The 26,878-nt window shown below is 67.3% G+C and carries 24 protein-coding genes and 2 pseudogenes; 5 read left to right on the forward strand and 21 right to left on the reverse strand.

The features are described from left to right. Nucleotides 1-21: 21 nt before the first annotated feature. Nucleotides 22-948: pseudogene (locus ACW7G2_RS05245) on the forward strand (symmetrical bis(5'-nucleosyl)-tetraphosphatase); the annotation flags it as partial. Here the strand turns inward: ACW7G2_RS05245 and ACW7G2_RS05250 are convergent. From ACW7G2_RS05250 to ACW7G2_RS05270, 5 genes are read right to left on the reverse strand one after another with little or no spacing between them, the layout of a single operon-like run. Then, on the reverse strand, nucleotides 863-1,360 hold the full coding sequence (locus tag ACW7G2_RS05250; protein WP_456973450.1) for a dihydrofolate reductase: 498 nt from the start codon (nucleotides 1,358-1,360) through the stop codon (nucleotides 863-865). The pseudogene ACW7G2_RS05245 and the gene ACW7G2_RS05250 overlap by 86 nt on opposite strands. Before the next feature lie 11 nt (nucleotides 1,361-1,371). Then, complete coding sequence (locus tag ACW7G2_RS05255) at nucleotides 1,372-2,166, reverse strand: thymidylate synthase (protein ID WP_456973452.1); 795 nt, start codon at nucleotides 2,164-2,166, stop codon at nucleotides 1,372-1,374. Continuing rightward, nucleotides 2,166-3,056 (reverse strand): prolipoprotein diacylglyceryl transferase, encoded by an 891-nt coding sequence (gene lgt / locus ACW7G2_RS05260; RefSeq protein ID WP_456973454.1) that lies wholly within the window; start codon nucleotides 3,054-3,056, stop codon nucleotides 2,166-2,168. Before lgt ends, ACW7G2_RS05255 begins: the two co-directional genes overlap by 1 nt. A gap of 33 nt (nucleotides 3,057-3,089) precedes the next feature. Then, complete coding sequence (locus ACW7G2_RS05265) at nucleotides 3,090-3,869, reverse strand: TerC family protein (protein WP_456973456.1); 780 nt, start codon at nucleotides 3,867-3,869, stop codon at nucleotides 3,090-3,092. A gap of 46 nt (nucleotides 3,870-3,915) precedes the next feature. Next, nucleotides 3,916-4,296, reverse strand: coding sequence for a diacylglycerol kinase (locus tag ACW7G2_RS05270; protein WP_456973458.1), 381 nt, complete (start codon nucleotides 4,294-4,296; stop codon nucleotides 3,916-3,918). A 157-nt stretch (nucleotides 4,297-4,453) separates the two neighbouring features. On the opposite strand from ACW7G2_RS05270, the gene ACW7G2_RS05275 reads away from it, so the two are divergent. Then, nucleotides 4,454-4,861, forward strand: a complete 408-nt coding sequence (locus tag ACW7G2_RS05275) for a hypothetical protein (RefSeq protein WP_456973460.1) — start codon at nucleotides 4,454-4,456, stop codon at nucleotides 4,859-4,861. A 53-nt stretch (nucleotides 4,862-4,914) separates the two neighbouring features. Here ACW7G2_RS05275 and ACW7G2_RS05280 read toward each other — a convergent pair whose 3' ends face one another. The 11 genes from ACW7G2_RS05280 to nudE form a co-directional block, all read right to left on the reverse strand. Continuing rightward, nucleotides 4,915-5,574 (reverse strand): LysM peptidoglycan-binding domain-containing protein, encoded by a 660-nt coding sequence (locus tag ACW7G2_RS05280; protein WP_456973462.1) that lies wholly within the window; start codon nucleotides 5,572-5,574, stop codon nucleotides 4,915-4,917. A gap of 136 nt (nucleotides 5,575-5,710) precedes the next feature. Further along, on the reverse strand, nucleotides 5,711-6,712 hold the full coding sequence (locus tag ACW7G2_RS05285; protein WP_456973735.1) for an isoaspartyl peptidase/L-asparaginase family protein: 1,002 nt from the start codon (nucleotides 6,710-6,712) through the stop codon (nucleotides 5,711-5,713). Between the two features lie 104 nt (nucleotides 6,713-6,816). After that, nucleotides 6,817-8,049: an ABC transporter permease gene (locus ACW7G2_RS05290; RefSeq protein WP_456973464.1), complete on the reverse strand. Its 1,233-nt coding sequence runs from the start codon at nucleotides 8,047-8,049 to the stop codon at nucleotides 6,817-6,819. Further along, nucleotides 8,046-8,759 (reverse strand): ABC transporter ATP-binding protein, encoded by a 714-nt coding sequence (locus tag ACW7G2_RS05295; protein ID WP_456973466.1) that lies wholly within the window; start codon nucleotides 8,757-8,759, stop codon nucleotides 8,046-8,048. Before ACW7G2_RS05295 ends, ACW7G2_RS05290 begins: the two co-directional genes overlap by 4 nt. Further along, nucleotides 8,756-10,258 carry an efflux RND transporter periplasmic adaptor subunit gene (locus ACW7G2_RS05300; RefSeq protein WP_456973468.1) on the reverse strand — a complete coding sequence of 501 codons (1,503 nt, stop codon included), beginning with the start codon at nucleotides 10,256-10,258 and terminating at the stop codon, nucleotides 8,756-8,758. Before ACW7G2_RS05300 ends, ACW7G2_RS05295 begins: the two co-directional genes overlap by 4 nt. A 92-nt stretch (nucleotides 10,259-10,350) precedes the next feature. Continuing rightward, a complete protein-coding gene (locus tag ACW7G2_RS05305) occupies nucleotides 10,351-11,622 on the reverse strand; it encodes a sensor histidine kinase (RefSeq protein WP_456973470.1) in 1,272 nt (423 codons plus the stop codon). 21 nt (nucleotides 11,623-11,643) lie between these two features. Further along, nucleotides 11,644-12,357 carry a response regulator transcription factor gene (locus ACW7G2_RS05310; RefSeq protein WP_456973472.1) on the reverse strand — a complete coding sequence of 238 codons (714 nt, stop codon included), beginning with the start codon at nucleotides 12,355-12,357 and terminating at the stop codon, nucleotides 11,644-11,646. 132 nt (nucleotides 12,358-12,489) lie between these two features. Then, entirely contained in the window at nucleotides 12,490-12,792 is a 303-nt protein-coding gene (locus ACW7G2_RS05315) for an Mpo1-like protein (RefSeq protein WP_456973474.1), read from the reverse strand. Continuing rightward, nucleotides 12,789-13,622, reverse strand: a complete 834-nt coding sequence (gene mazG, locus ACW7G2_RS05320) for a nucleoside triphosphate pyrophosphohydrolase (protein ID WP_456973476.1) — start codon at nucleotides 13,620-13,622, stop codon at nucleotides 12,789-12,791. The genes ACW7G2_RS05315 and mazG overlap by 4 nt, the downstream gene beginning before the upstream one ends. A gap of 3 nt (nucleotides 13,623-13,625) precedes the next feature. Continuing rightward, nucleotides 13,626-14,423 carry a 3'(2'),5'-bisphosphate nucleotidase CysQ gene (cysQ, locus tag ACW7G2_RS05325; RefSeq protein ID WP_456973478.1) on the reverse strand — a complete coding sequence of 266 codons (798 nt, stop codon included), beginning with the start codon at nucleotides 14,421-14,423 and terminating at the stop codon, nucleotides 13,626-13,628. After that, nucleotides 14,410-14,964 carry an ADP compounds hydrolase NudE gene (gene nudE, locus ACW7G2_RS05330; protein ID WP_456973480.1) on the reverse strand — a complete coding sequence of 185 codons (555 nt, stop codon included), beginning with the start codon at nucleotides 14,962-14,964 and terminating at the stop codon, nucleotides 14,410-14,412. Before nudE ends, cysQ begins: the two co-directional genes overlap by 14 nt. A gap of 56 nt (nucleotides 14,965-15,020) precedes the next feature. Here nudE and bioA point away from each other — a divergent pair, with 56 nt between their 5' ends. Beyond that, the gene (gene bioA / locus ACW7G2_RS05335) at nucleotides 15,021-16,409 is read left to right on the forward strand and encodes an adenosylmethionine--8-amino-7-oxononanoate transaminase (protein WP_456973482.1); all 1,389 of its coding nucleotides are present in this window, start codon (nucleotides 15,021-15,023) and stop codon (nucleotides 16,407-16,409) included. 2 nt (nucleotides 16,410-16,411) lie between these two features. Further along, nucleotides 16,412-17,170, forward strand: a complete 759-nt coding sequence (locus ACW7G2_RS05340) for a 16S rRNA (uracil(1498)-N(3))-methyltransferase (protein WP_456973737.1) — start codon at nucleotides 16,412-16,414, stop codon at nucleotides 17,168-17,170. A 16-nt stretch (nucleotides 17,171-17,186) separates the two neighbouring features. On the opposite strand, the gene ACW7G2_RS05345 is transcribed toward ACW7G2_RS05340, so the two are convergent. The 3 genes from ACW7G2_RS05345 to ACW7G2_RS05355 are packed head-to-tail and all read right to left on the reverse strand — an operon-like array spanning nucleotide 17,187 to nucleotide 21,308. Continuing rightward, on the reverse strand, nucleotides 17,187-17,678 hold the full coding sequence (locus ACW7G2_RS05345; RefSeq protein WP_456973484.1) for a chemotaxis protein CheW: 492 nt from the start codon (nucleotides 17,676-17,678) through the stop codon (nucleotides 17,187-17,189). Then, the gene (locus ACW7G2_RS05350) at nucleotides 17,675-18,943 is read right to left on the reverse strand and encodes a chemotaxis protein CheB (RefSeq protein WP_456973486.1); all 1,269 of its coding nucleotides are present in this window, start codon (nucleotides 18,941-18,943) and stop codon (nucleotides 17,675-17,677) included. The genes ACW7G2_RS05345 and ACW7G2_RS05350 overlap by 4 nt, the downstream gene beginning before the upstream one ends. After that, nucleotides 18,936-21,308 carry a response regulator gene (locus tag ACW7G2_RS05355; protein ID WP_456973739.1) on the reverse strand — a complete coding sequence of 791 codons (2,373 nt, stop codon included), beginning with the start codon at nucleotides 21,306-21,308 and terminating at the stop codon, nucleotides 18,936-18,938. Before ACW7G2_RS05355 ends, ACW7G2_RS05350 begins: the two co-directional genes overlap by 8 nt. Between ACW7G2_RS05355 and ACW7G2_RS05360 the strand changes: the two genes are divergently transcribed. Beyond that, complete coding sequence (locus ACW7G2_RS05360; RefSeq protein ID WP_456973741.1) at nucleotides 21,308-22,606, forward strand: pentapeptide repeat-containing protein; 1,299 nt, start codon at nucleotides 21,308-21,310, stop codon at nucleotides 22,604-22,606. The genes ACW7G2_RS05355 and ACW7G2_RS05360 overlap by 1 nt on opposite strands. Here ACW7G2_RS05360 and ACW7G2_RS05365 read toward each other — a convergent pair. Next, nucleotides 22,554-24,809, reverse strand: a pseudogene (locus ACW7G2_RS05365) (Hpt domain-containing protein); the annotation flags it as partial. The gene ACW7G2_RS05360 and the pseudogene ACW7G2_RS05365 overlap by 53 nt on opposite strands. A gap of 38 nt (nucleotides 24,810-24,847) precedes the next feature. Then, nucleotides 24,848-26,869, reverse strand: coding sequence for a methyl-accepting chemotaxis protein (locus ACW7G2_RS05370; RefSeq protein WP_456973488.1), 2,022 nt, complete (start codon nucleotides 26,867-26,869; stop codon nucleotides 24,848-24,850). Between the last annotated feature and the right edge of the window lie 9 nt (nucleotides 26,870-26,878).

The raw sequence follows: 26,878 nt of genomic DNA on the forward strand, positions 1-26,878 counted from the left end.
TGACAGAGACGGAAGCAAACCTTGGCCATTTGGGCAATCGGAGACCTGCAGGGATGCTATGGCCCCACGCAGCGACTGCTGGAACGCATCGGCTTCGATCCCGCCAGCGACACCCTGTGGTTGTGCGGGGACCTGGTGAACCGCGGCGGGGAGTCACTTGAAACCCTGCGCCTGGTGCACTCGTTGCGCGCGCATTGCCGGGTGGTCCTGGGCAACCATGACCTGTCGCTGCTGGCGATCGGCGAGCGCGACGAGGCGCAGCAGCGGCGGGTGAACCCGGACCTGCGCCGGGTCCTGTTTGCCGAAGACCGTGACGAGCTGCTGGACTGGCTGCGCGGCCAGCCGCTGGTGCACGCCGATCGCGACCTGGGCTGGATGATGGTGCACGCCGGCCTGGCGCCGAAGTGGACCACGGCAATGGCCCTGGAGCATTCCGCCGAAGTCGAGCGCCGGCTGCGCGGAAAAGGCTATCGCAAGCTGCTGCGCAACCTGTACGGCGATCGTCCCGCCTGGTCTCCGGGGCTCAAGGGCGTGGAGCGCGAACGGGCGATCATCAACATGTTCACCCGGATGCGCTATTGCACGCCGCGCGGGCGGATCGCCTTCGATGAGAAAGGTCCTCCCGGCACCCAGGAGCCGGGCCTCTACCCATGGTATTCAGTGCCGGGCCGGGCCGAGCGCGACCTGAAGATCGTCTGCGGCCACTGGTCGTCGCTGGGACTGTTCATCGGCCACGGAGTGCACGCGCTGGATACCGGCGCGGTCTGGGGCGGCAAGCTCACTGCCCTGCAGCTGGACAGCGAGGAACTGCGGGTAGTGCAGGTGCCGGGGCGCGACGCGAGCGCCGGCTGAGCCCGCGCCGCTACTTCCCGGCCACGCGCAGGTAGTCGACGAACGCGTAGCCGAACGCATGCCGCGCATCGGCCGGGTGCTCCTCCCGCCAGGCCTCGCGCCACTGCCGGGGATCAAACGTCGGAAAGAATGTGTCGGCACCCTCTACCCGAGCGTCGACCAGGGTCAGGTGTAGCACATCGGCCCTGGACAGCAGCAACCCATAGATCTGGGCACCACCAATCACGCACAGTTCCTGCGCGCCATCCGCCGCGTCCAGCGCGGCTTCGACCGATGCCACTGCCTCCATGCCCGCAAACGGCGCCCGGCCGCTGCGGGTCAGCACCAGGTTACGCCGGCCCGGCAGGGCCCGGCCCAGCGACTGCGCGGTCTTGCGGCCCATCAGCATAGGTTTACCCATGGTGAGCGCCTTGAACCGCTTCAGGTCCTCCGGCAACCGCCAGGGCAGATCGTTGTCGCGGCCGATGGCCCGGTCGCAATCCATCGCCGCGATCAGCGAGATCCGCATCTTCGGCCTGCTCAGACCGCAACCGGCGCCTTGATCGCCGGGAGCGGGTCGTAATCTTCGATGGCGATATCGTCGAAGCCAAAGGCGAACAGGTCATCCACCTCCGGATTGAGCTTCAACCCGGGCAGCGCGCGCGGCTTCCGGGCCAGCTGCTCGCGAGCCTGTTCGTAGTGGTTCGAATACAGGTGCGCGTCGCCCAAGGTGTGCACGAAATCCCCCACCCCCAGCCCGGTCACCTGCGCCACCATGTGGGTCAGCAGCGCGTAGCTGGCGATATTGAACGGCACGCCCAGGAAGATGTCGCCGCTGCGCTGGTACAGCTGGCAGCTGAGCTTTCCGTCGACCACGTAGAACTGGAACATGGTGTGGCAGGGCTGCAGCGCCATCTGCGGAAGATCCGCCACGTTCCATGCCGACACCACCAACCGGCGGGAATCCGGGTTGCGGCGGATCTCATCGATCACCCAGCGGATCTGGTCGATCTCGCCGCCCTTGCCATCGGCCCAGCGGCGCCACTGCTTGCCGTACACCGGCCCCAGCTCGCCGTCCGCATCCGCCCACTCATCCCAGATCGAAACCCGGTTTTCCTTCAGGTAGGCGACGTTGGTCTCACCCTTCAGGAACCACAGCAGCTCGTGGATGATTGAGCGCAGATGCAGCTTCTTCGTGGTCACCAGGGGGAAGCCTTCACCGAGGTTGAAGCGCATCTGCCATCCGAACACGCTGCGCGTGCCGGTGCCGGTGCGGTCCGCCTTTTCAGTCCCGTGCTCCAGCACATGACCAAGCAGTTGGAGATATTGGCGCATCAGGACGACTCCTTGGCAGCCGCCGGAACCTGCGGCTGCAGGGTCGGCGCACTGCGTGACTTCCACAGCAGGAACAGGCCCAGCGCAATCAGCGGCAGGCTCAACAGCTGGCCCATGGTCAACCAGTCGAAGGCAAGGTAGCCCAGATGCGCGTCCGGCTCACGCACGAACTCCACCAGGAACCGGAACACGCCGTAGCCCAGCGCAAACAGCCCGGAAATGGCATAGCGCGGCCGCGGACGCCTGGAGTACAGCCACAGCACCGCGAACAGCACCAGCCCCTCCAGCAGCGCCTGGTACAGCTGTGACGGATGACGCGCGAAGGCCTCCAGCGCACCTGACTCATGCAGTCCGCGCAGCGCGGCCGCATCCAGGCCGCGGAACTCCGCGGGCAGCGCATTGGGAAACACCACGCCCCAGGCGCCATCGGTGGGCTTGCCCCACAGCTCGCCGCCGATCCAGTTGCCGATGCGGCCGAAGCCCAGCCCTTGGGGAACCAGCACCGCCGCGAAGTCCGCGGTGTCGAAGAAGTGCAGCTGCTGCCGGCGCGACCAGAACCACATCGCCACCAGCACGCCCAGCAGCCCGCCGTGGAAGCTCATCCCGCCTTCCCAGGGCCGCAACAGCATCAGCGGATCGGCCAGGAAATCGCCGAAGGCGTAGAACAGCACGTAGCCGATGCGGCCGCCGAGGATCACCCCCAGCAGGCCGTAGAACATCAGGTCGCCAAAGGCGTCCTCGTTCACCCCAGGCAGCCGTCCGGCGCGGATGCGGCTGCGGCCCAGCCACCAGGCCACGCCGAAGCCGACGACATACATCAGCCCATACCAGTGCACGCGCAGCGGCCCCAGTGCAAACGCCACCGGGTCGATCTGGTGCAGGTAACTCATCGGCACTGCCCCTGTGTCAAAGCGCCCAGCCTATCAGCGTGGCATCGGCTGGCGGGGTTCGTCCACGGGAGGCGGCTGGATACCCTGGCGGCGCATCTCGTTCCGCTTGGCCCACAGATTGAAGATTTCCACCATGGCCGAGAAACCCATCGCCCCATAGATGTAGCCGCGCGGGATATGCAGCTCGAAGCCCTCGGCCACAAGGAAAGCGCCGATCAGCAGGATGAAGGCCAATGCCAGCATCTTCACTGTCGGATTGCTGTCGATGAACCGGCCCATCGGCTGGGCGGCCAGCAGCATCACGCCAACCGCAATCAGGATCGCGCACACCATCACCGGCACGTAGTCGCCGGCCATGCCGACGGCGGCGATCACCGAGTCCAGCGAAAACACGATGTCGATCACTGCGATCTGCGCGATCACCGACCCGAACGACGCCACGGCCTTGCCCCTGCCGCCGCCTTCCTCGTCATGGCCTCCCAGGACCTGCTCCCGGATCTCCATGCCGCCCTTGACCAGCAGGAACAGGCCGCCAAGGACCAGGATCAGGTCCCGCACCGAAATCCCCTGCCCGAACAGCATGAACAGGTCCGTGGTCAGCCGGGCCAGCCAGGCCAGGGTCAGCAGCAGGCCGATACGGGTGATGCATGCCACGGCGATGCCGAACTTGCGCGCGAACTCGCGCTGTTCCACCGGCAGCCGGCCCACGGCGATCGAGATGAATACCAGGTTGTCGATGCCCAGCACGATCTCGATCGTGCTCAGCGTCACCAGCAGGATCCAGACCTGCGGGTCGGTCAACAATTCCATCATTGGCGGAAGTCCTTGAACATGTTCGTTGGGGATTGATTCACGCCGGTCAGAGCCAGCGGGGAATGAGGACCAGCGCCCAGACTGCGCCAGCATTGATCATGGCCACGCATACGGCCGCCGAACCCATGTCCTTGGCCCGGCCCACCAGTTCGTGGGGCTCGTTGCCAAAGCGTTCGATGACCGCTTCCAGCGCCGAATTGAGCAACTCCACCATCGGCACCAGCAGGCAGCTTCCCAGCAACAGCGCGCGCTCCACGCCGCTGTCACCCAGCCACAGAGCAAGCGGCGCGAGCACCGCCAGAAGATAGATCTCCAGACGGAACGACGACTCATGCAACCAGGCCGCACGCAGGCCCTGCATCGACCAGACCGTCGCCTTGATGATCCGCGCCGGCCGGCGCGGCAGATGCCCGATTTCGTCGGCCATGTCTCCGGCTCACGCGAAACCGCTATTTTGCCATACCCCGGGCTTCCGCCCGCACCCCCGGGGATTTGCATTGCCGGTCGGGCACTGTTTCACTGCCGGTGCGACTGACGGCCTCGAAGCTGCGGCGCCCTCCTCTGGCAGACAGCGAGTCCCGTCCATGACGTCCAATCCCGGTCCAGCCCTGCTATCCCTGCAATCCGATGACTCCGACTGGCAGGCGCTGGTCGACCTGACCCTGGAACAGGCGCGGGCCAGGCTGGGCAAACCGGTGGAGCTGGACCTGCAGGCGGTCGACCGCTGCGGCCACTGGGCGTTCGTGAGGGCCCGCCTGCGGGATACCGGCGGCGGCGCGCTGACGCTCGATGACACGCCTTTTGCCGAAGCGGCAGCGGCCGGCGGCGTTTCCGACCTGGCCGCGGTGCTGTTCAGGCGGCACGAGGATGCCAGCGCCGGCGACAGCGCCTGGCAGGTGGTCGATCAGACCATTCTTCCGACCGATGTGGCCTGGCTGGCCTGGCCGCAGAAGCACGGAGCCCCCAGCCAGTTGCTTGGCCTCGGCGGCTGACCGGCGGCGGGCACCCGGTCACCGGTCAGCGTCAACGGTCAATCGGCAGATCGTCAGCCGGGAGGCGTCAACAGGTAATAGTTGCCGGATGCGCCACCCCAGCTGACGCGCTGGGTCCCGTCGGAATTCACGTTGTTGGAACCTATGAATTTCGGGGTGCCGTTCTCGAAGCCTGCAAACAGCACCACGTGGGACTGGCCGTTGCTCTGCATCAGCACCACATCGCCCGGCTTGGCGTTGGCCAGCGGGGTCTGCTGCCAGCCCGCTCCGCGCAGGTTGTTGGCAAGCTGATCCACCGATGCGCTGGCCTGGCCGGAGTTGATCAGACCGGCCTGCTGCAGGCAGGCCGACACGAAGTTGGCACAGTTGACGTTGTCCGGGACCCAGCTTTCCATCGGAAGCTCATTGCTGTGCTTGAGATCCCCGGCGTTGCGACCGATGAACTGCTCGGCAATGGCAGCCGCGTTCGCTCCCTGCAGCCCGGCCACGGGCCCGTTGACCGCCTGGGTGCCAACCGCGGTTGAGGCGGAACCGCCCTGTGCCGCAGACCCCGCACCACCCGATATCTGCAAAGAATCCCCGGCAAAGATCAGGTCCGGGTTGTTGATATGCGGGTTGACGGCTTGCAGGGCCTGCACGCTGGTTCCCAGACGCTGGGCGATCTGCGACAGGGTGTCACCCGAGACAATGTTGTAAGAACCGATTGCGGTCATGCCGACTCCCTCTCCATACCTGGCCACCATCCTTGGGCCGAGTGTGGCTGGCAGCAGGACGGCCCGCAATTGGGGCCAGCCCCTATAGGGAATACCCGAGGGTGGGATCGGACAGGCACCTGTTTGCCAGGCTCCATCAGTCCTCGCCGCCGAAGATCGCGACGCCACGGCTGCCGTCGGCCGCGATCCAGCCGCGATACATGCCGGCCGTGTTGAACGGCAGCGCGATGTTGCCTTCACCGTCCAGGGCGATCACCCCGCCATCGCCGCCGTGTTCCGGGATCACCTGCATGACCACGGCTTCCGCGGCCGTCTGCAGGCTGTCTCCGCGGTAGGCCATGCGCGCGCAGATGTCGTGGGCCACCGCATTGCGAATAAAGAACTCGCCCCAGCCGGTGGCCGACACGCCGCAGTTGGCGTCAGCCCAGGTGCCGGCCCCGATGATCGGCGCATCACCCACCCGGCCCCAGCGCTTGTTGGTCATGCCGCCGGTGGAGGTTGCCGCCGCAATCCGCCCCTGCGCATCCAGCGCAACCGCGCCCACGGTGCCGAAATACTCTCCGGGCGCTGGACCGGCGGCAGCCTGGCGCTCCGCCTCCTCCCGCTGACGCGCGCGCTCAAGCTGTTCACGCCGGGCAGCGGTATCGAACCAGGCGTTGTCCACCCGGTCCAGGTCCGGGTAATCATCGGCAAAGCGCTCCGCGCCTTCTCCCATCAGCATCACGTGCGGGGACTGCTCCATCACCCGGCGCGCCAGGCGGATCGGGTTGCGCACCGTGGTGACCGCGGCCACCGCCCCGGCCTGCCGGTCCTCGCTGTACATGATCGAAGCGTCCAGCTCATGGCGTCCTTCAGCGTTGAACACGGCGCCCTTGCCTGCGTTGAAGCGCGGCTGTTCCTCCAGAGCCACCACCGTTGCCTCCACCGCGTCCAGCGCGCTGCCACCACGGGCCAGCACAGCGTTGCCGGCGTCGAGCGCCGCATCCAGTGCCGCACGGATTTCGAGCTCGTCGGCCTCGCTGAGCGACCCGCGCTCGATCACCCCGGCGCCGCCGTGGATCACCAGCGCAGTGAGCGGCGCAGCTTCATCCTGTGCGGTTGCGGTGAATGCAATGGCTGCCAGCAGCAGGGATGTCAGTACTCGCACGGGCGTCACCTCGACAGTCAAACCCGAGAGGATACCCCGCGACCCGTGGGGGCCGTCGGGGGTGCCCGCACAGGCTTCGCGCGCGTGGCGCGCTCCTACTGGCGGAGGGCTTCGATGGGATCGAGCTGCGACGCCTTGCGCGCCGGGTAGTACCCGAAGAACAGGCCGGTCGCGATCGAGAACCCGGCCGCAAGGCCGATCACCTGGCCGTTCAGCTGCACCGGCAATGCTCCCATCCGCCCCACCAACAGCGCTCCCACCGCTCCCAGCGCGATGCCGATGATCCCGCCGATCAGCGAGATCAGCATCGCCTCGGCCAGGAACTGGCGACGCACGTCCGAAGGCCCTGCGCCGACCGCCATGCGCAGCCCGATCTCCCGGATCCGCTCGGTCACCGACACCAGCATGATGTTCATGATCCCGATGCCGCCGACGATCAGCGAGATCCCGGCCACCGCGCCCAGCAGCAGCGACATCAACCGCGTCGTTGCCGTGCGCGCCGCCACGATCTCGGAAATATTGCGCACGACGAAATCATCCTCCTCGCCCGGCGCGATCCCGTGCCGCTGGCGCAGCAGCGCTTCCACCTCGCCCTGCACATAGCCAAGGTCGTCGGCATTGGCCACCGTCAGCGCCACCTGCATGACCGCCCGCGGCGGCAGGCCCATGGATCCCAGCAGCCTGCGCCGGCCGGTCTCCAGCGGCACCATCATCACGTCATCCTGGTCCTGTCCCCAGCCGCCCTGGCCCTTCGACTCCAGCACGCCAGCCACGGTAAACAGTGCCCGTCCCAGCCGCACCGTCTCACCGATGCCGGGCTGGTCACCAAACAGTTCCCGACGCACCGTTTCTCCCAGGATCACCACGTTGGCGGCGCTGCTGTAATCCTGCGGCTCGAACAGCGCGCCGTCAGCCAGCCGCCAGGCGTTGATCTCGAAATAATCCGGTTCCACCCCCTGCCACGTGGCTGCCCAGTTGCTCTCGGCGAACACCACCTGGGTATTGCCACGCAGCGAGCCGGACACGTACTGGACCTCCGGGATTTCATTGCGGATCGCGTCCACGTCGCCCTGGCTCAGGGTGTAGCGGCTGCCCGCGCTCATCCGCGCCCCGCCCGGCCCGCGCTGCGCCGACGGCGAGATGTCCAGCCGCTGCGAGCCGAGCCCGGATACGAGGTTGTCGATCTCCGCCTGCGTGCCTTGGCCGACCGATACCATCACGATCACCGCCGCGATGCCGATGATCACTCCCAGCGAAGTCAGCGCACTGCGCATCCAGTTGCCCCGCAGGGCAAAGATCGCGGTCCGCAGCACATCGGTGAACGTCATGACCTGGCCTCGATTTCTCTCTGTTCGTGCTGTTCGTGCAGTTCCCCGTCGTGCATGACGAAAATGCGACTGGCGTGGGCGGCCACCTCTGCATCATGGGTGATCAGCACCACGGTATGCCCCTGGTCGCGCAGGCGCTCAAACAGGGCCAGGATCTCGGCCCCGGTTTTCGAGTCCAGCGCGCCGGTGGGCTCGTCGGCCAACAGGATCGGCGGCCGGTTGATCAGCGCGCGGGCAATGGCCACCCGCTGCTGCTGGCCGCCAGACAGTTCATTGGGACGATGCGACGAACGCTCGCCCAGCCCCACCGCTTCCAGAGCTTGCAGCGCCATTTCCCGGCGTTCATCCACTGGCACCCGCGCATAGCCCAGCGGCATCGCCACATTGTCCAGGGCACTCATGCGCGGCAGCAGGTGGAAGCCCTGGAACACGAAACCGATCTTTTCCCGGCGCAGCATCGCCAGTTCCTCGGGATCCAAAGTGGCCACGTCGACCCCGTCGCACAGGTACTCGCCGCTGCTCGGGGTATCCAAAGCGCCGAGCAGGTTCATCAGGGTTGATTTGCCCGACCCGGACGGCCCCATGATGGCCACGAATTCACCGTGCTCGATGCGCAGATCCACGTCGCGCAGCGCCACCACCTCGGCCTGGGAACCCGGTGAATACACCTTGCCCAGGCCTCGGGTCTCGATGACCGGGACCCCGGTCACTGCCGCGCCCGCGCGCCGGTCACCACGATGTCGCCTTCGGCGATATCGCCCGACACCTCGGTGTTGGATCCGTCACTGGCGCCGATGCGCACCGTCACCATCTGCGGCCCGCCATCCACCAGCCGGTAGAGCGGTGCGAACCGGGCGCTGCCCATTGATGCCAGCTCGCGGTCCCACGCGGCGCGCTGGTCATCGTCCAGGGTGGCACGGAAATCGGCGAAGTCCTGCTGGTAGCGCTGGACCATCCGCTGGCGCATCTGGGCCTGCATGCCGGCCCCGCCGCTGCGGCGCATCCCGCCGCCGAACATTGCCCCGTTCCCGCCCTGTGGCGGCGCGGTGGCCCGACGGGCGTCAGCGCGGGCGCGGATGCCCTCCAGCGCAGCATCAAATGCGGTCCGCTGCTCCGCAGTCAGCGAAAGGCCGGAGGCCGCCCGGTCCAGCTCATCGTTCATGCCGCCCCTCGCGCCGGCGGCGCCCTGCGGCGCGCGCGCGTCCGCTTCGGCCGGCTGATAGCGCAGCGCCGCGTTGGACACCAGCAGCACGTCATCGCGGCGGCTGACCTCGATCTCGGCGTTCACGGTCAAACCCGGCAGCAATGTGCTGTCGCTGTTGTCCACCGCCACCATCACCGGATAGGTGATGACGTTGTTGGTATCGGTAGCGGCCAGGCGCACCTGCAGCACCTCACCGCGGAACTGGCGGCCGGGGAAAGCATCCACGGTAAACGACACCTGCTGGCCTTCCTGCACCTGGCCGATGTCGGCTTCGTCCACGGCCAGCTCGATCTGCATCTTCGACAGATCCTCTGCGATGGTGAACAGTTCCGGCGCCTGCAGGCTGGCCGCCACGGTCTGGCCGGGCTCGATGGTGCGGGTAAGCACCACGCCATCCACCGGCGACCGGATCACGGTGCGGTCGAGGTTGACCTGCACCGTGCGGGTTGAAGCGGTCTGCTGTCGGATCTGCGCCTGCGCCGAGGCTACCTGCGCCCGCGCCTGGTCCAACGCCGCACGGGCGAGATCGATGTCGCTGCGCGCCACCAGCTGCCGCTCGCCGAGCCCGGCCTTGCGCTGGTAATCGGCTTCGGCGTTGGCAAGCGTGGCCTGCGCCTGGGCCAGCGAAGCCCGGGCGCTGGCGATCTGGGCATTGCCCTGTTCGATCTGGGCGTCATAGCTGCTGGGATCAATCCGGGCGATCACCTGGCCCCTGCTCACCGTATCGTTGAAGTCGACGAGCACATCCGTCACCTGGCCCGAAACCTGGCTGCCGACCACCACGGTGGAGGTCGCGCTCAGGGTGCCGGTGGCGGAAATCGCCACGCGGATATTGCCCTGCTCGACCGTGGTGGTGCGCCAATTGCCCTCGTCCTGGGCAGAGCCGCGCTGCTGCCACATCCACAGGGCAGCGATCGCCAGCAGCACGCCGGCGACGATGATCACAACGCGAGAGCGGCCACGCGAACGGCGCGGGCGGACGGGTTTACGGCTGGGTTGGCTCATGGGTGCGGCAGGCCGGACAGTGGATGACACTCAAGGGAACGCCCACGCCGGGCCGCGGTTGACATGGCGCCGCCTGCCCGCTGGCACTCCGGTTATTTCCTGAAGCGGATCTCGGCCACCGTGCCCTGCCCCTGGGCGCTGCGCAGGGACACCGGCCAGCCAAACCGTTCACCCAGCCGGCGCACGATCGACAGCCCCATGCCCTTGCCGGGCCCGTGGAACTGGTCGGCCCGGTAAAACGGGTCGTACACCCGCTGCAGGGTGCCCGGCGACATGCCGATCCCGGTATCGCGCACGGCGATCGTGGCGTCCGTCACTTCCACCTCGATCAAACCGCGTTCGGTGAACACACAGGCGTTGCTGAGCAGGTTGGCCAGCATGACCCCCAGGACCCGCGGCGGCGCGGACAGCACCGGGTCGCCGGAGCCGGTCACCCGCAGCTCGACCGGCTTGCCGGCCAGCAGCGGCAATGCGCGCTCGACTTCCTCGGCCACCACCTCGCGCACCCGGAATTCCTCACCTTGCGGTTCCACTTCGATGTCACGGGCCAGGATCAGGAACGCCTCCACCACCGCTTCCATGTCGCGTCCGGCGGCCTGGATCCGCTGCAGCGACCGGCGCGAGCGCTCGGGTGTTTCCGGATCGGCCAACAGCATGTCGCTGGCCACCCGCACCACGGTCAGGGGGGTACGCAGTTCGTGACTGGCATCGCGGGTGAAGTCACGCTCGCGCTGCACCAGCGCCCGGACCCGGGTGGCCAGGTCACGCAGGGCGTTGCTGAGCTGCCTGACCTCGCTGCCTACGTGTCCGGGACTGCGCCTGACATCAAGCGCCTCCATCGCATTGCTTTCCATATCCCAGCTGGACACCCTCGTCGCCAGCCAGGTGACCGGCATCACCAGCCGGCTGGTGGCGCGATAGGTGAGCCAGCTCAACACGAACAGGCCCAATGAACCGAGGAGCGCAAACAGCATTGCTGCAGCCCACATCACCCGCTTCGCATGCGCGAACGACATCTGCACGTACACCGTGCCTTCCGGGCGTGAATCCACCCACAGGTGGCGGTCGTAGCCCGGCAGCGCGTGCGAGCCGGGCGCCCGCCGCAGCGGCGGCGGCACCGTTTCGATCGCGCTGTCGGCGGGCAGGAAATAAACCTGCACGCTGTCAGTCCGGGGCGGTACATAGCCCGGGTTGGCCGCACGCGCGGCCCAGAACTCCTCGCCCTGTACCTGCAGGCGGGCGTCGATCAGGGTGCGCAGGGTCAAGCCGCAGCCAACCGTCACTGCGATAACCAGCACCAGGCTGGCCACCAGGGCCTGCACCAGAAAGCGGCGACGGAGCTTGCGCGGCAACCCCTGTGGCATCGTCAGGCCCGTCCCACCCGGTCAGGCGGGTGACTGTTCTATATCGGCAATCCTGTAGCCGGCACTCTGCACGGTATGCAGCAGCGGACGTTCGAACGGTTTGTCGATGGTCTTGCGCAGGTTGTACAGGTGACTGCGCAGGGTGTCCGAATCGGGCAGGCTGTTGCCCCAGATCTCACGCTCGATCTCCTGCCGGCTCACCACCCGCGGCGACTCGCGCATGAGGATGGTCAGCAGCTTCAAGCCGATGGGCGAGAGCTGCAGCTCCTGGCCGGCACGGGTGGCGCGCAGGCTGGCCGGATCAAGCACCAGATCCGCGACCTTGAGCACTTCCGAGCCCACCTGGCGGCGCTCGCGCCGGATCAGCGCCCGCAGCCGCGCCTCCAGCTCCTGGATCGCGAACGGCTTGGTCAGGTAGTCATCCGCGCCCGAGCCGAGCCCGGTCAGCTTCTCATCCAGGGTGTCGCGCGCAGTCAGCATCAGCACCGGCGTGGATTTGCGTGCTTCCTCGCGCAATCTCCGGCACACCTCGATCCCGTCCAGGCGCGGCAGCATCAGGTCCAGCACGATCACGTCGTAACTGTTTTCCGCGGCCAGCCGATAGCCATCCAGACCGTCAGCCGCGTAGTCCACCTCGAATCCCCGTCCTTCCAGGTATTCGCCCACCATTTCCGAAATATTGCGGTTGTCTTCGACAATCAAGACCAGCCCGCCCGGCTCCTGCGTTGCGCGCATATCGACTCCGATGTGGCAATGAATGGAGAGAAGCCTTACGGCTCCTTCAGCTTTGTGAAAGATGCCGTTCGGCTGGTGCACGCGCCGTGAAGATCCGCAGTCGGGTCAGAAATTCAGATCAGAGAGTTCTGATCAGAGACGGATACGCCCGGTGAGGATGTCCTTGAACATCACCCAGTCGCCGAGGAAGGAGTACAGCGGATGACGGAAGGTGGCCGGGCGGTTCTTCTCGAAGAAGAAGTGCCCAACCCAGGCAAAGCCGTATCCGCACAGCAGGGCCGCCAGCAGGCACCATCCGCTGCGCTGCCAGACGGCCAACAGCACCAGCAGCAGCGACCCGCAGCTGCCGATGAAGTGCAGCCGGCGCGATGTGCGGTTGGCGTGTTCTTCGAGATAGAACGGATAGAACTCGCGGAAGCTGGAAAACCGGCTCATTGCTGCGACTTTTCCGCCTGCTTGGCCCGGTCCCAGTATGCCTCATGCGCCGCCAGTGGAAGCTCCGGCAAGCTGGTGCCGTCAGCCTTCGCCAGCGCCTCCATGGCCCGGAACCGGCGCTCGAATTTGTGGTTGGCCCGGCGCAACGCCGTACCCACGTCCACCTGCGCATGGCGGGCCAGGTTGGCCGCCACGAACAGCACGTCGCCGATCTCCTCTTCCAGCCGCTCCCGCGCTGCGGCTGCATCATCACCGGGGGCTGTCGATACCGCATCGAACTCCACCCGGACTTCCTCGATCTCTTCTTGCAGTTTGGCGATGACCGGCTCCGGTCCCGGCCAGTCGAAGCCTGCCCGCGCGGCGCGGTTCTGCAGCTTCACCGCCCGCATCCATTCCGGCAGTCCGCGTGAGACCCCGGCCAGTGCCGAGTCATCCACCTCGCCGCGTGCTTCCCGCTCGCGCCGCTTGTGCTCCTCCCACTCGCGGGTCTGTTCCAGGGCATCGGCCACCTGCGTCCCGCCGAACACGTGCGGGTGGCGGCTGACCATCTTGTCGCAGATGGCCTGCACCACATCCCCGAATCCGAACGTCCCCTCCTCCTGCGCCATGCGTGAGTGGAACACCACCTGCAGCAGCAGGTCGCCAAGTTCCTCGCGCAGCCCGTCCATGTCGTTGCGGTCGATGGCATCGGCCACCTCGTAAGCTTCCTCGACCGTGTACGGGGCGATACTGGCGAAATCCTGCTCCAGGTCCCACGGGCAACCGCCCTCGGGGTCGCGCAGGCGGGCCATGATCCCGATCAGGCGGCGGATGTCCTGGGCTTCAGGCATGGCCTACAGCCACTCCTGCCACGGCAGGGAAGGATCACCCAGGGCGATGAAATCGCCATTGAGCAGCGTCTCCCGCTGGTTGTAACGGAACGGGCGCCCGCGCGGATCCACCAGCATCCCCCCGGCCCCCTCGAGGATCGCCTGCCCGGCGGCCGTATCCCACTCGCTGGTGGGTCCGAACCGGGGATACACATCCATCCTTCCTTCCGCGAGCCAGCAAAATTTCAGCGATGAACCGAGCGCCACCGGCTCGATCACGCCGATGCGCTCCATCAGCGCCTCGGTCCGGCCATCACGGTGCGACCGGCTGGCGGCAACGCGCAGTCGCGCGCCCGCCTCGCGTTTTCCCGTGCGCAGCGCATGCTCGATGCCGCCATCGCGCCGCCAGGCGCCACGACCCGGCGCCCCGTACCACAGCTGTCCGGTCACCGGCTGCTGGATCACTCCAAAGCTGGCAATGCCGTCTTCGACCAGCGCGATATTGACGCTGAACTCGCCGTTGCGCTTGATGAATTCGCGCGTGCCGTCCACCGGATCCACCACCCACAGTCGATTCCAGCCCAGCCGCTCCGCCGCCGTGACCTCGTGCGCGGACTCCTCCGACAGCACAGGGATTTCCGGCGTCAATGCCCGCAGCCCGTCGACAATCACATGGTGCGCGGCGAAATCGGCCGCGGTGACCGGCGAGGCGTCGTCCTTGCGCTCCACTTCGAACCGGCCCGCGTACACCTCGAGGATGGCTGCCGCCGCCTGCCGGGCGATATCGATCACACCCTCGCGGATGGATTCAGCGACCGGCATGGTGGCGCAGGTACTCACGCACGATGAACAGCGCGGCGATCGAGCGGCCCTCTGAGAAATTCTCCTGCAGGACCAGCTCATGCAACGCGTCCAGCTTCCACGGCACCACTTCAAGCTCTTCCGGCTCGTCACCGGGCAGGCGCTCGGGGTACAGATCGCGGGCCAATACCAGATGGGTCTGGTGGCTCATATAGGTGGGCGCCAGGGTGAGCATGCGCAGCACCTGCACATCGCGCGCACCGTAGCCGGCTTCTTCCTTCAGCTCGCGGTCGGCGGCCTGCTCCGGGGTTTCACCCGCATCGATGCGGCCCTTCACCAGGCCCAGCTCATAGCGGTGCAGCCCGGCGGCGTACTCACGTACCAGCAGCACGGTGTCCGCATCCAGCATCGGCACCACGGCCACCGCCCCGTAGCCCCGCCCGTGCACGCGCTCGTAGCGGCGCCGCTCCCCGTTGCTGAATTCCAGGTCCAGCCGCTCCATGCGATAGGGCCCGGCCTCGTGCTCACTCACCGAATGGATGATCGGCAGCTTGCGGCTCATACGGGGCGGCCGGCGCCGGCTTCAGGCGCCCGGGTGATAATGGGAGGATGGACAAGATGATTCACGATCAAACCATTCTAGCCGACGCCACCGACTGGTGTACCCGCGATCTCCAGGTGCTCTGGCACCCATGCACCCAGATGCGCGAGCACCCCAATACGCTTCCGCTGCTACCGGTTGAGCGCGGCGAAGGCGTGTGGCTCATCGGCCCCGACGGCCGCCGCACCCTCGACGCCGTCTCCAGTTGGTGGGTGAACCTGTTCGGCCATGCCGAACCACGCATTGCCGCAGCCATCGGTCGCCAGGCGCAGACCCTGGAGCACGTGATCCTGGCCGGCTGCTCGCACCAGCCGGCGGTGGAGCTCGCGGAGCGCCTGCTGGCGATCGCCCCGCGCCAGCCTGGCCGCGACCCGCTGGCCAAGGTGTTCTACGCCGACAACGGCTCGGCCGGGGTCGAGGTGGCGCTGAAGATGGCCTTCCAGTGGTTCCGCAACCGCGGCGATGAGCCACGGCGCACAAAGTTCGTCGCCCTGGAGAACGGTTACCACGGCGAGACCATCGGCGCGCTCTCAGTAGGCGACATCCCCCTGTATCGGCGCGTGTATGCACCGCTGCTGATGGAAGCGATGTTCGCGCCGTCGCCCGACGCCTACCTGGCCGGCAGCGAGCGCGATGCCGTGGCCCGGGCGGAAGACGCCGCGGATGCGCTGGCGCGGCTGTTCGATGAGCATCCGGGCGAAATCTGCGCGCTGGTGCTCGAGCCGCTGGTGCAATGTGCCGGCGGCATGCGCATGTATCACCCCGTGTACCTGAAGCGCGCGCGCGAGCTGTGCGACGTGCACGGGGCGTTCCTGATCGCGGACGAGATCGCGGTCGGTTTCGGCCGTACCGGCACCATGTTCGCCTTCGAACAGGCCGGGGTGATGCCCGACCTGATGTGCCTGTCCAAGGGTCTGACCGGCGGGTTCCTGCCGCTGGCCGCAGTGTTGGCCACGCAGGCGATCTACGACGGGTTCCTGGACGAATCGCGCGAGCGCGCCTTCCTGCATTCGCACAGCTATACCGGCAACCCGCTGGCCTGTGCCGCGGCGCTGGCGACCCTGGACATTTTTGAATCCGACAACGTGCTGGCCCGCAACCGCGTGACCGCCGAAAAGATGGCCCGGCTGGCAGCCCCGCTGGCCGAGCTGCCCCACGTGGCCGATGTGCGCCAGACCGGCATGATCCTGGCGATTGAACTGGCCGAAGGCGGCCGGAACGGTACGCCGTTCGATCCCGCCCGGCGCATCGGCCTGCATGCCTACCGTGCCGCCGTCGAGCGCGGCGTGCTGCTGCGCCCGCTCGGCGACATCCTTTACTGGATGCCGCCCTATTGCATCCAGGATGACGAACTGCAGCTGCTGGCCGACGTCACCCGCAGCGTGATCGAGGAGGCCACCTCGTGACCGTGCCGGGCGCAGGGACCGTCCGCGGCCGGGTGATCCGGGCGTTCGTGGACGCACCGCTGGCTGTCGGAGCACGGGTCGGCCTGTCGGAGACGGCAGCCGCACACCTGCTGCGGGTCCTGCGCCTGCGCGAAGGCGACGAATGCGTGTTGTTCAACGGTGACGGCCAGGATTACGCGGCCCGCATCACCGCCGTGGGCAAGCGGGACGGCGAAGCCGAGGTCATCGCCGCGCGCGCGGTGGACAACGAATCCCCGCTGCGGATCAACCTGCTGCAGGGAATTGCCCGCGGGGAAAAAATGGACCTGATCCTGCAGAAGGCAACCGAGCTGGGGGCCAGTGCATTCGCACCGGTCAGCAGTCAGCGCAGCGAGGTGAAGCTGGATGCCAAGCGCGCGGAAAAGCGCCTGGCCCACTGGCGCAGCGTGGTCACTTCCGCCTGTGAGCAGAGCGGCCGCGCCCGGGTGCCCGAGGTCGCGGCGCCCGTGCCCCTGGCGACAGCCCTGGACAGCCTTCCGGCTCACTCCCTGCGCCTGCTGCTGGACCCGTTCGCCAAACACGGCATTGCCGGGATCGCTGCGCCGGCGGACGGCGCGTTGACCATCGCTATCGGCCCCGAAGGCGGTTGGTCACCGCGCGACCGGGAGATGCTCGAGTCCGCCGGCTTCACCGGCGTGCGCCTGGGACCGCGCGTGCTTCGCACGGAAACCGCCGGCCTGGCCGCGATCGCCGCCCTGCAGGCCCGGCTCGGAGATCTGTGACGGATTTTTTCCGCCGCTAACCGGCCTGCTGCAGCGCGCTGTCAATCTGCCCGGCAATGGCGTCAAGGTCCGGAACCATGGCCCGGTCTTCGTTGAGCATCACGCTGGCCAGCGCGGCCTCGGGCAGGGGCTGGCCTTCGCCCGCATCCGTCAGCAGCGAATCGTGGGACACCGTGACCAGCCGCGGGAAGCCCTGGGCCAGCACCGCGAAGTACGGCAGGCGCGGATTGCCATGCAGCGCCTTGATCACCGCCACCTTGCTGCCGAGGTCGCCAGCTTCGTCTGCCGCGGCACCGGTCAGTCGCCCCCATGCGACCAGGGGCAACTGCCACCCGCGCCAGCGGATGCGGCCCAGGATCCAATCGGGCGCTCCATCCAGGGGCTCGGGATCGGCATAGGACAGCACTTCGGAAACGCTGGCGTTGGGCAGCAGCAGGCTGCCGCCCTTGATCTGGATCAGCACCCCGCGGATATCACGGGAGACGCTGCCGGCATCCTGTTGGTTCATGGTTGCTGCTCCTCCATACCGGCGTCTGCCTGGTCAATCTGCGGCGGCCAACGCTCCTGCAGCCGAGCTGCGATCGCTGCCGCGTCAATGGCGGAACCACCATGCTCCATCAGCCGCTGCGCGGCCGCTGCATCAAAACTGGCCTCAGCGGACTGCCCCAGCACCAGCGCACCCGCCTCGCCCAGTTGCAGTGCTTGACCCACCAATGCGGCATCGGCACCACTCATGAACAGCACCGCGCTGTCATCGGCAGCCAGCCCGGACGGCAGGCGCTGCAACGCCGATTCGTCGCGTACAAACTTCAGCCGCGAATCGTCCGCAACCACATCCATCCCTTCAGGAAGGAAGTACACGCGCCCGGTCTCGATCGCAACGCCTTCATCGGCCAGGATCACAGACAGCGGGGTAGCCCGATCCATTTGCCGCACCAGCCGCTCATAGCGCCCGCCCTCCAGTCGCAACCGCACCAGCAGCGGACGCGGGAACCGCTCACCCAGGGCCCCCAGCAGCTGGCGCACTGCGTCAGGCCCGCCCAGACCGGCTTCCACCAGTACCGCGCCAGGGCCGGATTGCCGGCTGTAGTTGTCGCCATCGGCAAGGCTGAGGCCGGCGATGCGCTCCTCCAGAGCCGCAAGGCGCGTATCAGCGTCATCCTCGCCTGGGGAAGCATCGGTGACCGGCACCTCGGGATCGACCAGCTCAAGGTTGGAGAACATTCCCGATGCGGCCACAACCGCGGGCGGGTCCGCCGCGCGGGCGTCTTCGGAGTCCGGCCCCGCCGCGCTGTCCAGGTTGGCGTCCGCGGCGGCGCGCGACATCCGTTCCAGCCAGGCCTCCAGGCCTTCATCGGCAGGCACTTCGGCAGCATGCTGCAAAGCACCCGGCTCAGGCTGCCACTCTCCCTCCGGTTCGGCGCCGGGCGGCAACACATCGTCATGGCGCAGCAGCTTTGCGCGCAGATGACGGATCCAGCGCGCTGCATCCCAGCCGGACCGCGAAGCCGCCAGCTCCGCCTCGTCGAAGATCACTATCAACGAAGGATCCGACAAAAGGGCGTCCCAGGCCTCCAGCGCGTCCTCGATGGCCGGTTCCAGCGCCACCAGCACGCCCTGCGGTTCTTTGGACGCCACTTCCCCGGGATCCGCGGTCAGCGGATCGACCACGGCCACCAGCTGCGCGCCGGCTTCGCGCAGAGCTTCCTGCAGCCGCTCGCGCGCCTGGCCGTCCCGCGCCAGCAATGCCACCCGCACCCCGTGCTCAGCCATCGGGCTGCTCCATGCCCAGCAGGTCGAACACGTTGTGAATCAATTCGTTCTCCTGGTACGGCTTGCCGAGGTAGCGCTCGACGCCGATCTCGAACGCACGCTGGCGATGCTTCTCGCCGGTACGCGAGGTAATCATCACGATCGGCACGTCGCGCAGGCGGGCATCAGCCTTCATGTGCGTGGCCAGCTCGTACCCGTCCATGCGCGGCATTTCGATATCCAGCAGCATCAGGTCGGGTACGCGTTCGTCCATCCTCTCGATCGCGTCGATGCCGTCGCGTGCAGTCACCACCTCCAGGTGGTTGCGTTCCAGCACGCGCCCGGTGACCTTGCGCATGGTGACGGAGTCGTCGACCACCATGACCAGCGGCACCGGCCGCGCTTCCACCGCCGGCGCGGGCCGCACGTCGTGCGGCTGCGTTGCCAGGCGGCGGACCAGCGGCGCCACGTCCAGGATCACGCGCACGCTGCCATCACCCATGATGGTCGCGCCGAAGATGCCCGGGACCGACGCAACCTGCGGGCCCACCGGCTTCACCACGATCTCGCGGTTGCCCTGGATCTGGTCGACCGCCACCGCTGCGCGCAGACCACCGGCGCCGATCAGCAGCAGCGGCATCTGCAGGTGGCCCTCGGCGCGTGCCGGGGCCTGGCCAACCAGCCGACCCAGGTCATGCAGCACGTATTCCTCACCGCCGTACTCGTAGGCGGCATCCGGCTCGGCCATCGCCTCGCGGGAAATCCGGCCAACGCCGCGCACCGAAGCAATCGGCACTGCGAAACTGGTGTCACCGATCTGCACGAACACCGCCTGGGTCACCGCAAGGGTCTGCGGCAGACGCAGGGCAAAGGTGGTGCCCTCACCCTTGCCGGTGTTGATTTCCAGCGTGCCGCCCAGCTGGCGGACCTCGCTGGTGACCACGTCCATGCCCACGCCGCGACCTGCCAGACGGCTGACCTCGTCGGCGGTGGAGAAGCCCGGCTCGAAAATGAGCGTGTCCAGCGCCTCGTTGGTCAGCACCGCGCCCGCGGCCACCAGGCCGCGCTCTTCGGCCCGCCGCCGGATGCTGGCCCGATCCAGGCCACGGCCATCGTCGGACACCAGCAGCACCACTTCGGAACCTTCACGGCGCACCGTGATGCCGATCCGGCCTTCCTCGGACTTGTCGGCCTTGCGCCGCGCCCTGGAATCCTCCAACCCATGGACCACCGCGTTGCGCAGCATGTGCTCCAGCGGTGCGGTCATGCGCTCAAGGACGTTGCGGTCCAGCTCGCCCTGGGCACCTTCCACATGCAGCTGCACCTGCTTGCCGGTCTCGCCGGCGGCCTGGCGCACCACCCGCCGCAGGCGCGGCAGCACGGACTCGAATGGCACCATGCGGGTGCGCATGAGGCCTTCCTGCAGCTCCGAACTGACCCGCGACTGCTGGGTCAGCAGGGTTTCGTACTGGCTGGTCAGGTCATCCAGCGTGCCCTGCAGGCTGTTCATGTCCGCGGCTGACTCGGCCAACGCGCGCGACAGCTGCTGCAGGGTGGAGAAACGGTCGAGCTCCAGCGGATCGAATGTTGCCTCGGTCGTTTCCGTCTCGCGCTGGTAGCGGGCGATGATCTGGGCTTCAGTTTCGATGTCCAGGCGACGGAGTTGGTCGCGCAGACGCATGTTGGTCTGCTCCATCTCCACCATTGCGCCGCGGAACGCTCCCAGCTGCTGCTCCAGGCGTGCGCGGTAGATCGCAACCTCACCGGCGGAGTTGACCAGGCGGTCAAGCAGGTCGGCGCGCACGCGCACCTGTTCCTGCGGCGCCCGCGTCTCGCCATCGTCGCCAGTTGCGGCAGCGGCATCGGCCATCGGTGCAGACAGCGGGTCCAGCACCTTTTTCGGCGCGCGCGGCTCTGTTGGAGCGGGGGTCGGGACACTCGCTTCCGGGCGGTCGGCGCTGGCGGCGTCGCCCGGGGCTTCGAAAGCGGAAACGAGCTCATGCGCGCTGGAGATCGCACGCCGGTCGCGCACGCGGGTCACCATGACGTGCAGCCGGTCATAGCCGCGCTGGAGCAGTTCCATCCCGTCGCGGCCCAGTTCACTGCGACCCTCGACGACGGACTCCAGCACCGTCTCCATCGCGTGGCCCAGCTCGCCGATCGGCAGCAGCCCGGCCATGCCCGCACCGCCCTTCAGGGTATGCAGATCCCGCTGCAACCCGACTATGCTCTCGCGATCGCCCAGCTGGTCGGCGAGCTGCGCCAACAGGCCGTCGGAGTGATCAAGCAGATCGCCGGCCTCTTCGATGAAGATGTCGACCAGCTCGACGTCCAGGGCGGACAGATTCAGAGGTTCGTCCGGATCGTCGGTCTGCCCGGCTGGCACTGGTTGCGTGGTGGCCTCGAGGCGTTCGGCTTCGAGACGCTCGGCTTCGACACGTTCGGCTTCGAGACGTTCGGCTTCAAGGCGCTCGGCTTCGAGACGTTCGGCTTCGAGGCGCTCGGCTTCAAGGCGCTCGGCTTCGAGACGTTCGGCTTCAAGGCGCTCGGCTTCGAGACGTTCGGCCTCGAGACGTTCGGCCTCGAGACGTTCGGCCTCGAGACGTTCGGCCTCGAGACGTTCGGCCTCGATACGTTCGGCCTCGATACGTTCGGCTTCGATGCGATCGGCTTCGAGACGCTCGGCTTCGAGACGTTCGGCTTCGACACGTTCGGCCTCGAGACGTTCGGCTTCGACACGTTCGGCTTCGACACGCTCGGCTTCGGTGCGCTCGGCTTCGGTGCGCTCGGCTTCGGTGCGCTCGGCTTCGAGACGTTCGGCTTCAAGGCGTTCGGCTTCAAGGCGTTCGGCCTCGACACGTTCGGCTTCGACACGTTCGGCTTCGATGCGCTCGGCCTCGAAACGCTCCGCTTCTATGCGTTCGGCCTCAAGCAGCTCCGCCTCCAGTTCAGGATCGGAGGGATCCGGGATATCAAAATCTGCGAACCGCATGGAAGCGGGTTCGGGCAGCGAGTCACGCAGGGCGGTCCAGCGTGCAGCCAGATCCTTGCAGACCGGCACGCCCGGCGTATCCGACTTCAGCCCGGCAATCGAACTGCGAACCAGCGTGGCCAGCTCCTGCATGGCGGCCACGGCCTCCTCGCTGGCAGTATTTCCAGTGCCAAGCAGGCGCCGGACCCAGGATTCCGCCGGCGACAGGGCGGTTGGCACCATGGGCACCTCGGCCATCGCGAACGCGCCATTCATGGTGTGCACTGCGCGCAGCAGTGAATCATCCACCGTCGTCGGACCCGAGGCGGCGGCTTGCAGCCAGCCATCTACCACCGCCAGGTGGCCATCCACCTCGGCGTCGAGGATTTCAAGCAGCAGCTCATCCACCTGGGCCGGCACCAACTCCGGGGCACCGGCGGCTGCGGGCTCTTCCATGGCTGGTGGAGATGCTGACAGCACTTCGACTGCGCCCTCCCCTTCACCGGCCGGGCTGCTGCGCAGCGGTGCTCGCGGCATGGTTTCATCACCGTCGGCAATGCGCTCGGCATCTTCTTTCAGCGCGGCCAGATCCACATCCAGGCTGCGCTCGCCCTTCAACGCTGCCTGCAACACCGGCAGTACGTGAAACGCATGATCGACGACAGCAAACACCGCGGGGCTGGCCGGACGACCGCCTTCCAGAACCCGGTTGAGCAGGCTTTCGATTTTCCAGCTGAACTCGCCCAGGGTGCGTGCGCCCACCAGCCGGCCGCTGCCCTTCAGGGTGTGGAAAACGCGGCGGATCGGCCGCAGCCGCTCCATGTCCTCGGGACTGTCGCGCCACGGCGGCAACAGGCCATCGAGGTTGTCGATTTCTTCGGCGAACTCTTCCAGGAAGACTTCACGGATCTCGTCGTCGATTTCGTCGCCGGTGGCTTCGAAGCCGCCTTCGACCTGCGCCGGGGGCGACATCGGCGCCGGGACCTGTTCCGGTTCCAGACCGGCAGCCGTGACGCCAGCGCCTTCTCCATCACGCGTCCCGGCCTCTTCGCCAGCGCCAGCCTCTGGCCCTTGGCGGTCAATAAACGCGGCAACGGTTGCCGCCGTATCCTCCAGCCCGGCCTCCGCCAACCCGATGGGATCTTGCGGGGCTTGGTGTCCTACCGGCTCGGCGTGCCCGGCCTCAACCGGCAGCGGCCAATAGCCCAGGGTTTCCAGACTGCTGCGGGCAATATCCAGGATGTCCTGGCGGCCGCCCCGGTGTTCACCCAGTGCCTCCAGGTAGTACTCCAGGCTGGCCAGGGTATCGGCCAGGGTGTCCAGCTGACGACCGTTTGGTACCCGGCGGCGAGCGAGCAGTTCGGTTTCGGTAAAGCGACTCACCCCGGCCAGGAAATCCGCAGGCTGTTGCAGCTGGAGCATGCGCATCGCGCCGCCCACCTCGTCCAGCAGCCGCGGCACTTCAACGAGCTCATCGTGGTCCCAGCTGGTTTCCACGAAAGCAACAAACGCCTGCCGCGCATCGGCGAAGTTGGCAATCGCCTCACGGGCGATGACTTCCACCGCCTTGCGCGACTCATTCGCCAGGGGATCCTGCTCCTGATCGCTATCGCTGACCCCGAGGCGCGCCACCTGCTCATCAAGCGAGGCGTCCACGTAGAGCAGCGAACCGGCGATATCGAGCAGCGCGTCTTCGTCGGCAGCGCGGTCCCCACGCACGATCGCGTCCACGGCATCGCGCTGTTGCAGCACCACGGTGCGCGCCACGCCCAATCCAAGCATCCCGAGCGTGTCGCCGACACGGTCCAGGATATCCACCTGCGATTCGAGCCCTGCGATCCCGGCCTCGCCGGTACGCAGGTGCAGGTCCAGCGCGTCCTTGACCCGCAGCAGGTCTTCTTTCACCGCGGCTGCCACGGTGTCGAGCAGCGCGCGATTGCGCCCGCTCAGGCTGCCATGGGCATGATCCAGTTCGGCTTCGCTGGGGGCTGCCTGCTCCAGGTCGAATGTGCTGCGCAATTCCTTCAGCGCCGGATGCCCGACATCGCCGGCAGCAACGTGGAACAGCAGCTGACGGGTGGCTTCGAGCGCGGCGTCAACGCCGGCGAAACCATCCTTTTCCACCAGATGCCGTCGGGCCTCACGGACCACGCTTGAGAACGCCTGGCGCAAACCAGGCGACGACGCCACGGCACCTCCCCCAAGGGCGTGCATTGCACGCTGCGCAACCCAGAGCATCCGCCGTACGGGCTCGTCGGCCGCCTGCGGAAGCAAAGCCTCCAGGGCGACGCTGAATGCAGCGGCATCCGCGGGTAACCCGCCTTCAGGCCAACCGTCCATGGCTGCCGCCAGGGATTGGACCGGAGCGGCGGCGCCCGGACTGTCCTCGCCAGCATCTGCAGCAGGCGCCGACAGGGCCGCCGGCATCGGCCGGTCCAAGTCCGGGGCAAACAGTACGCTTTCGCTCAGACCAGTCGCGCCACGCGCGGCGCGCAGCTCGTTGAGCAGCGGAAGCAATACGATCGGTATGTCCCGGTGCCCACCCTGCAGGCGCTCCAGGTAGTCGGGCAGCAGCACGGTGCCACGCATCAGGGCGGCGCAGGCCGCGTCCCGCTCGAGCGCTTGATCCGCCTGCAGTGCGCCCGCCAGCTGCTCCATTTCCTCGGCCACCATCGCCAGGGCATACAGCTCGACCATGCGCAGGGTGCCCTGCACCTGATGCAGATAGCCTGCACAGAAGCGCATCCGGCTGCTGTCGGTCGGATCTTCGACGAACGCCTCCACCTCGAGCCGCGCCTGGCGCAGGGTTTCATCCAGCTCCGGCTTGACCCAGCCCAGCGCCGTGTAGTCGATTGCGTCACGCAACGCCATCGTCATGGTGCATCCCTCCACGGGAGCGCCCGTTCCGTGCTGCATTCGTTGCCGTTGCCGATCATTTCAGTCCCTGCGCCCGCTCAGACCGGCAGCTTGAAGTCGGCGACCGAACGACGCAGGTCGGCGGCCAGCTGCGCCAGGTTGCCGATCGACTCAGCAGTCTGGTTGGCACCTTGCGAGGTCTGGGCGGTGATGGACTGGATGGTGTCCATCGTCTGGGTGATGCTGGAGGCGGCGTCGGACTGCTGCCGCGCGGCATTGGAGATGCCCTGAATCAGGTCCGCCAGGCTGGTCGAAACGCTTTCGATCTCGCCCAGCGCGGTCCCCGCATCCTCGGCCAGGCGCGCACCGGAAACCACCTCGGAGGTGGTCTGTTCCATCGAGCTGACCGCCTCGTTGGTATCGGTCTGAATCGTTTCCACCAGGGCCTCGATACGCTTGGTGGCGCTGGATGCACGCTCGGCCAGCCGCTGCACTTCGTCCGCCACCACCGCGAACCCGCGGCCTGCCTCGCCCGCAGAGGCGGCCTGGATGGCCGCGTTCAGCGCCAGGATATTGGTCTGCTCGGAGATGTCGTTGATCAGCTCGACGATCGAGCCGATTTCCTGGGAGCTCTCGCCCAGCCGCTTGATGCGCTTGGAGGTCTCCTGGATCTGGTCACGGATCGAGTCCATGCCGGCGATCGTCTCGCGCACCACGCCCGCGCCCTTGGTCGCGATCTGCACCGAGCGCTGGGCCACGTCGGCCGATTCGGCGGAGTTCTTCGACACCTGGCCGATGTTGGCCGCGATCTCGGTGATGCGGTTGGAGGCGGAAGTGATTTCCCGCGCCTGGTGCTCAGCGGCCTCGGCCAGGTGCATGGCGGTGGCCTGGGTCTCCTGGGCGCTGGAGGACACCTGCACCGAAGTGTCGTTGATGGTCTGCACCAGGTTGCGCAGCTGCTCGACGGCGAAGTTGATCGAGTCGGCAATGGCGCCGGTCATGTCTTCGGTGACCGTCGCCTTCACCGTGAGATCGCCTTCGGCCAGCGAGCCCATTTCGTCCAGCAGGCGCATGATCGCCTCCTGGTTGCGGTTGTTGAGCTCCATCGTGGTTTCGTAGCGCTCACGCTGGGCCCGGTTGAGGCTGAACACCAGGCCGACAATCGCAGCCAGGGTCGCCAGACCCGACAGGATGCTGATCCACACGTTGCCGAGGATGCTGGTATCGGACAGCGAGCCGAACGCGGTGAAGGCCTGGAACAGGCTCTCGCTGTCGGCCAGCAGCTGGTCCGAGCCGGCGGTGATCGAAGTGGCTGCGCCCTGGGCGCCGGCGAGGCTGTCAGCCGCGGCCAGGATCGCGTCCAGCGCCGGGCGGATCTCTTCCCACAGCTCATCCACGCTGGTCAGCGCGGCCAGCGCGCTGGCGTTGGTGAGAGGCTGCACGTTGAGGTTCTCATCGCCCTCGCGCAGGCCCACGCGCACCTGTTCAAACAGGCTCGCCCGCCGCTGCAGCGTGTCGGCCGCTCCGACGGCGCCTTCGCCACCCGCCTGGATCTGGGTCACGAAGCGCACCATGTCGCCGGTCAGCACCACTTCGCGCAGCGCCATGTACACCTGCGAGGCCGGCGATCCGGTGTTGGACATGGCCCGCACCAATTCGTCAAGCTGGGCCTGCAGCCCCGGCACGCCCCGGTTGAAGCGCTCGGCGTTGCCGGCCAGTCCCAACACAACTTCCTGGCTGTCGATCACCTGCTGGGCGTTCTGCTGGATCGGCTCCCAGGTGCGACTGACGGTCTGGATCGGGCCGGACACGCCGGTGGTGTCGCCGAAGTTGCTTTGCAGGCTGGCGATATCCCGGTCGATTTCCGCCTTGGTGGCACGGAACGCGCCGTACGCCGCGGTATCGCCGGCCACCGCCTCGTTGCCCTGGATCGCCAACCGCTGCGAGTTCACCTGCAGGCTGGAAGCGGCGCTACTGGCCCCGCCCAGCTGCGCAGCTTTCCAGATGGCGTAGCCGGTGTTGGCGCCAAAGATCAGCAGGGCCACTGCCAGCACGGTCAGCCAGGCGTTCGTGCCCAGGTTGCGGCCCTTGCCGGCGACGTTATCCACTTCAGTGCTCATGAGCTTGTC

This window comes from Luteimonas sp. A277 (genome assembly GCF_054052045.1).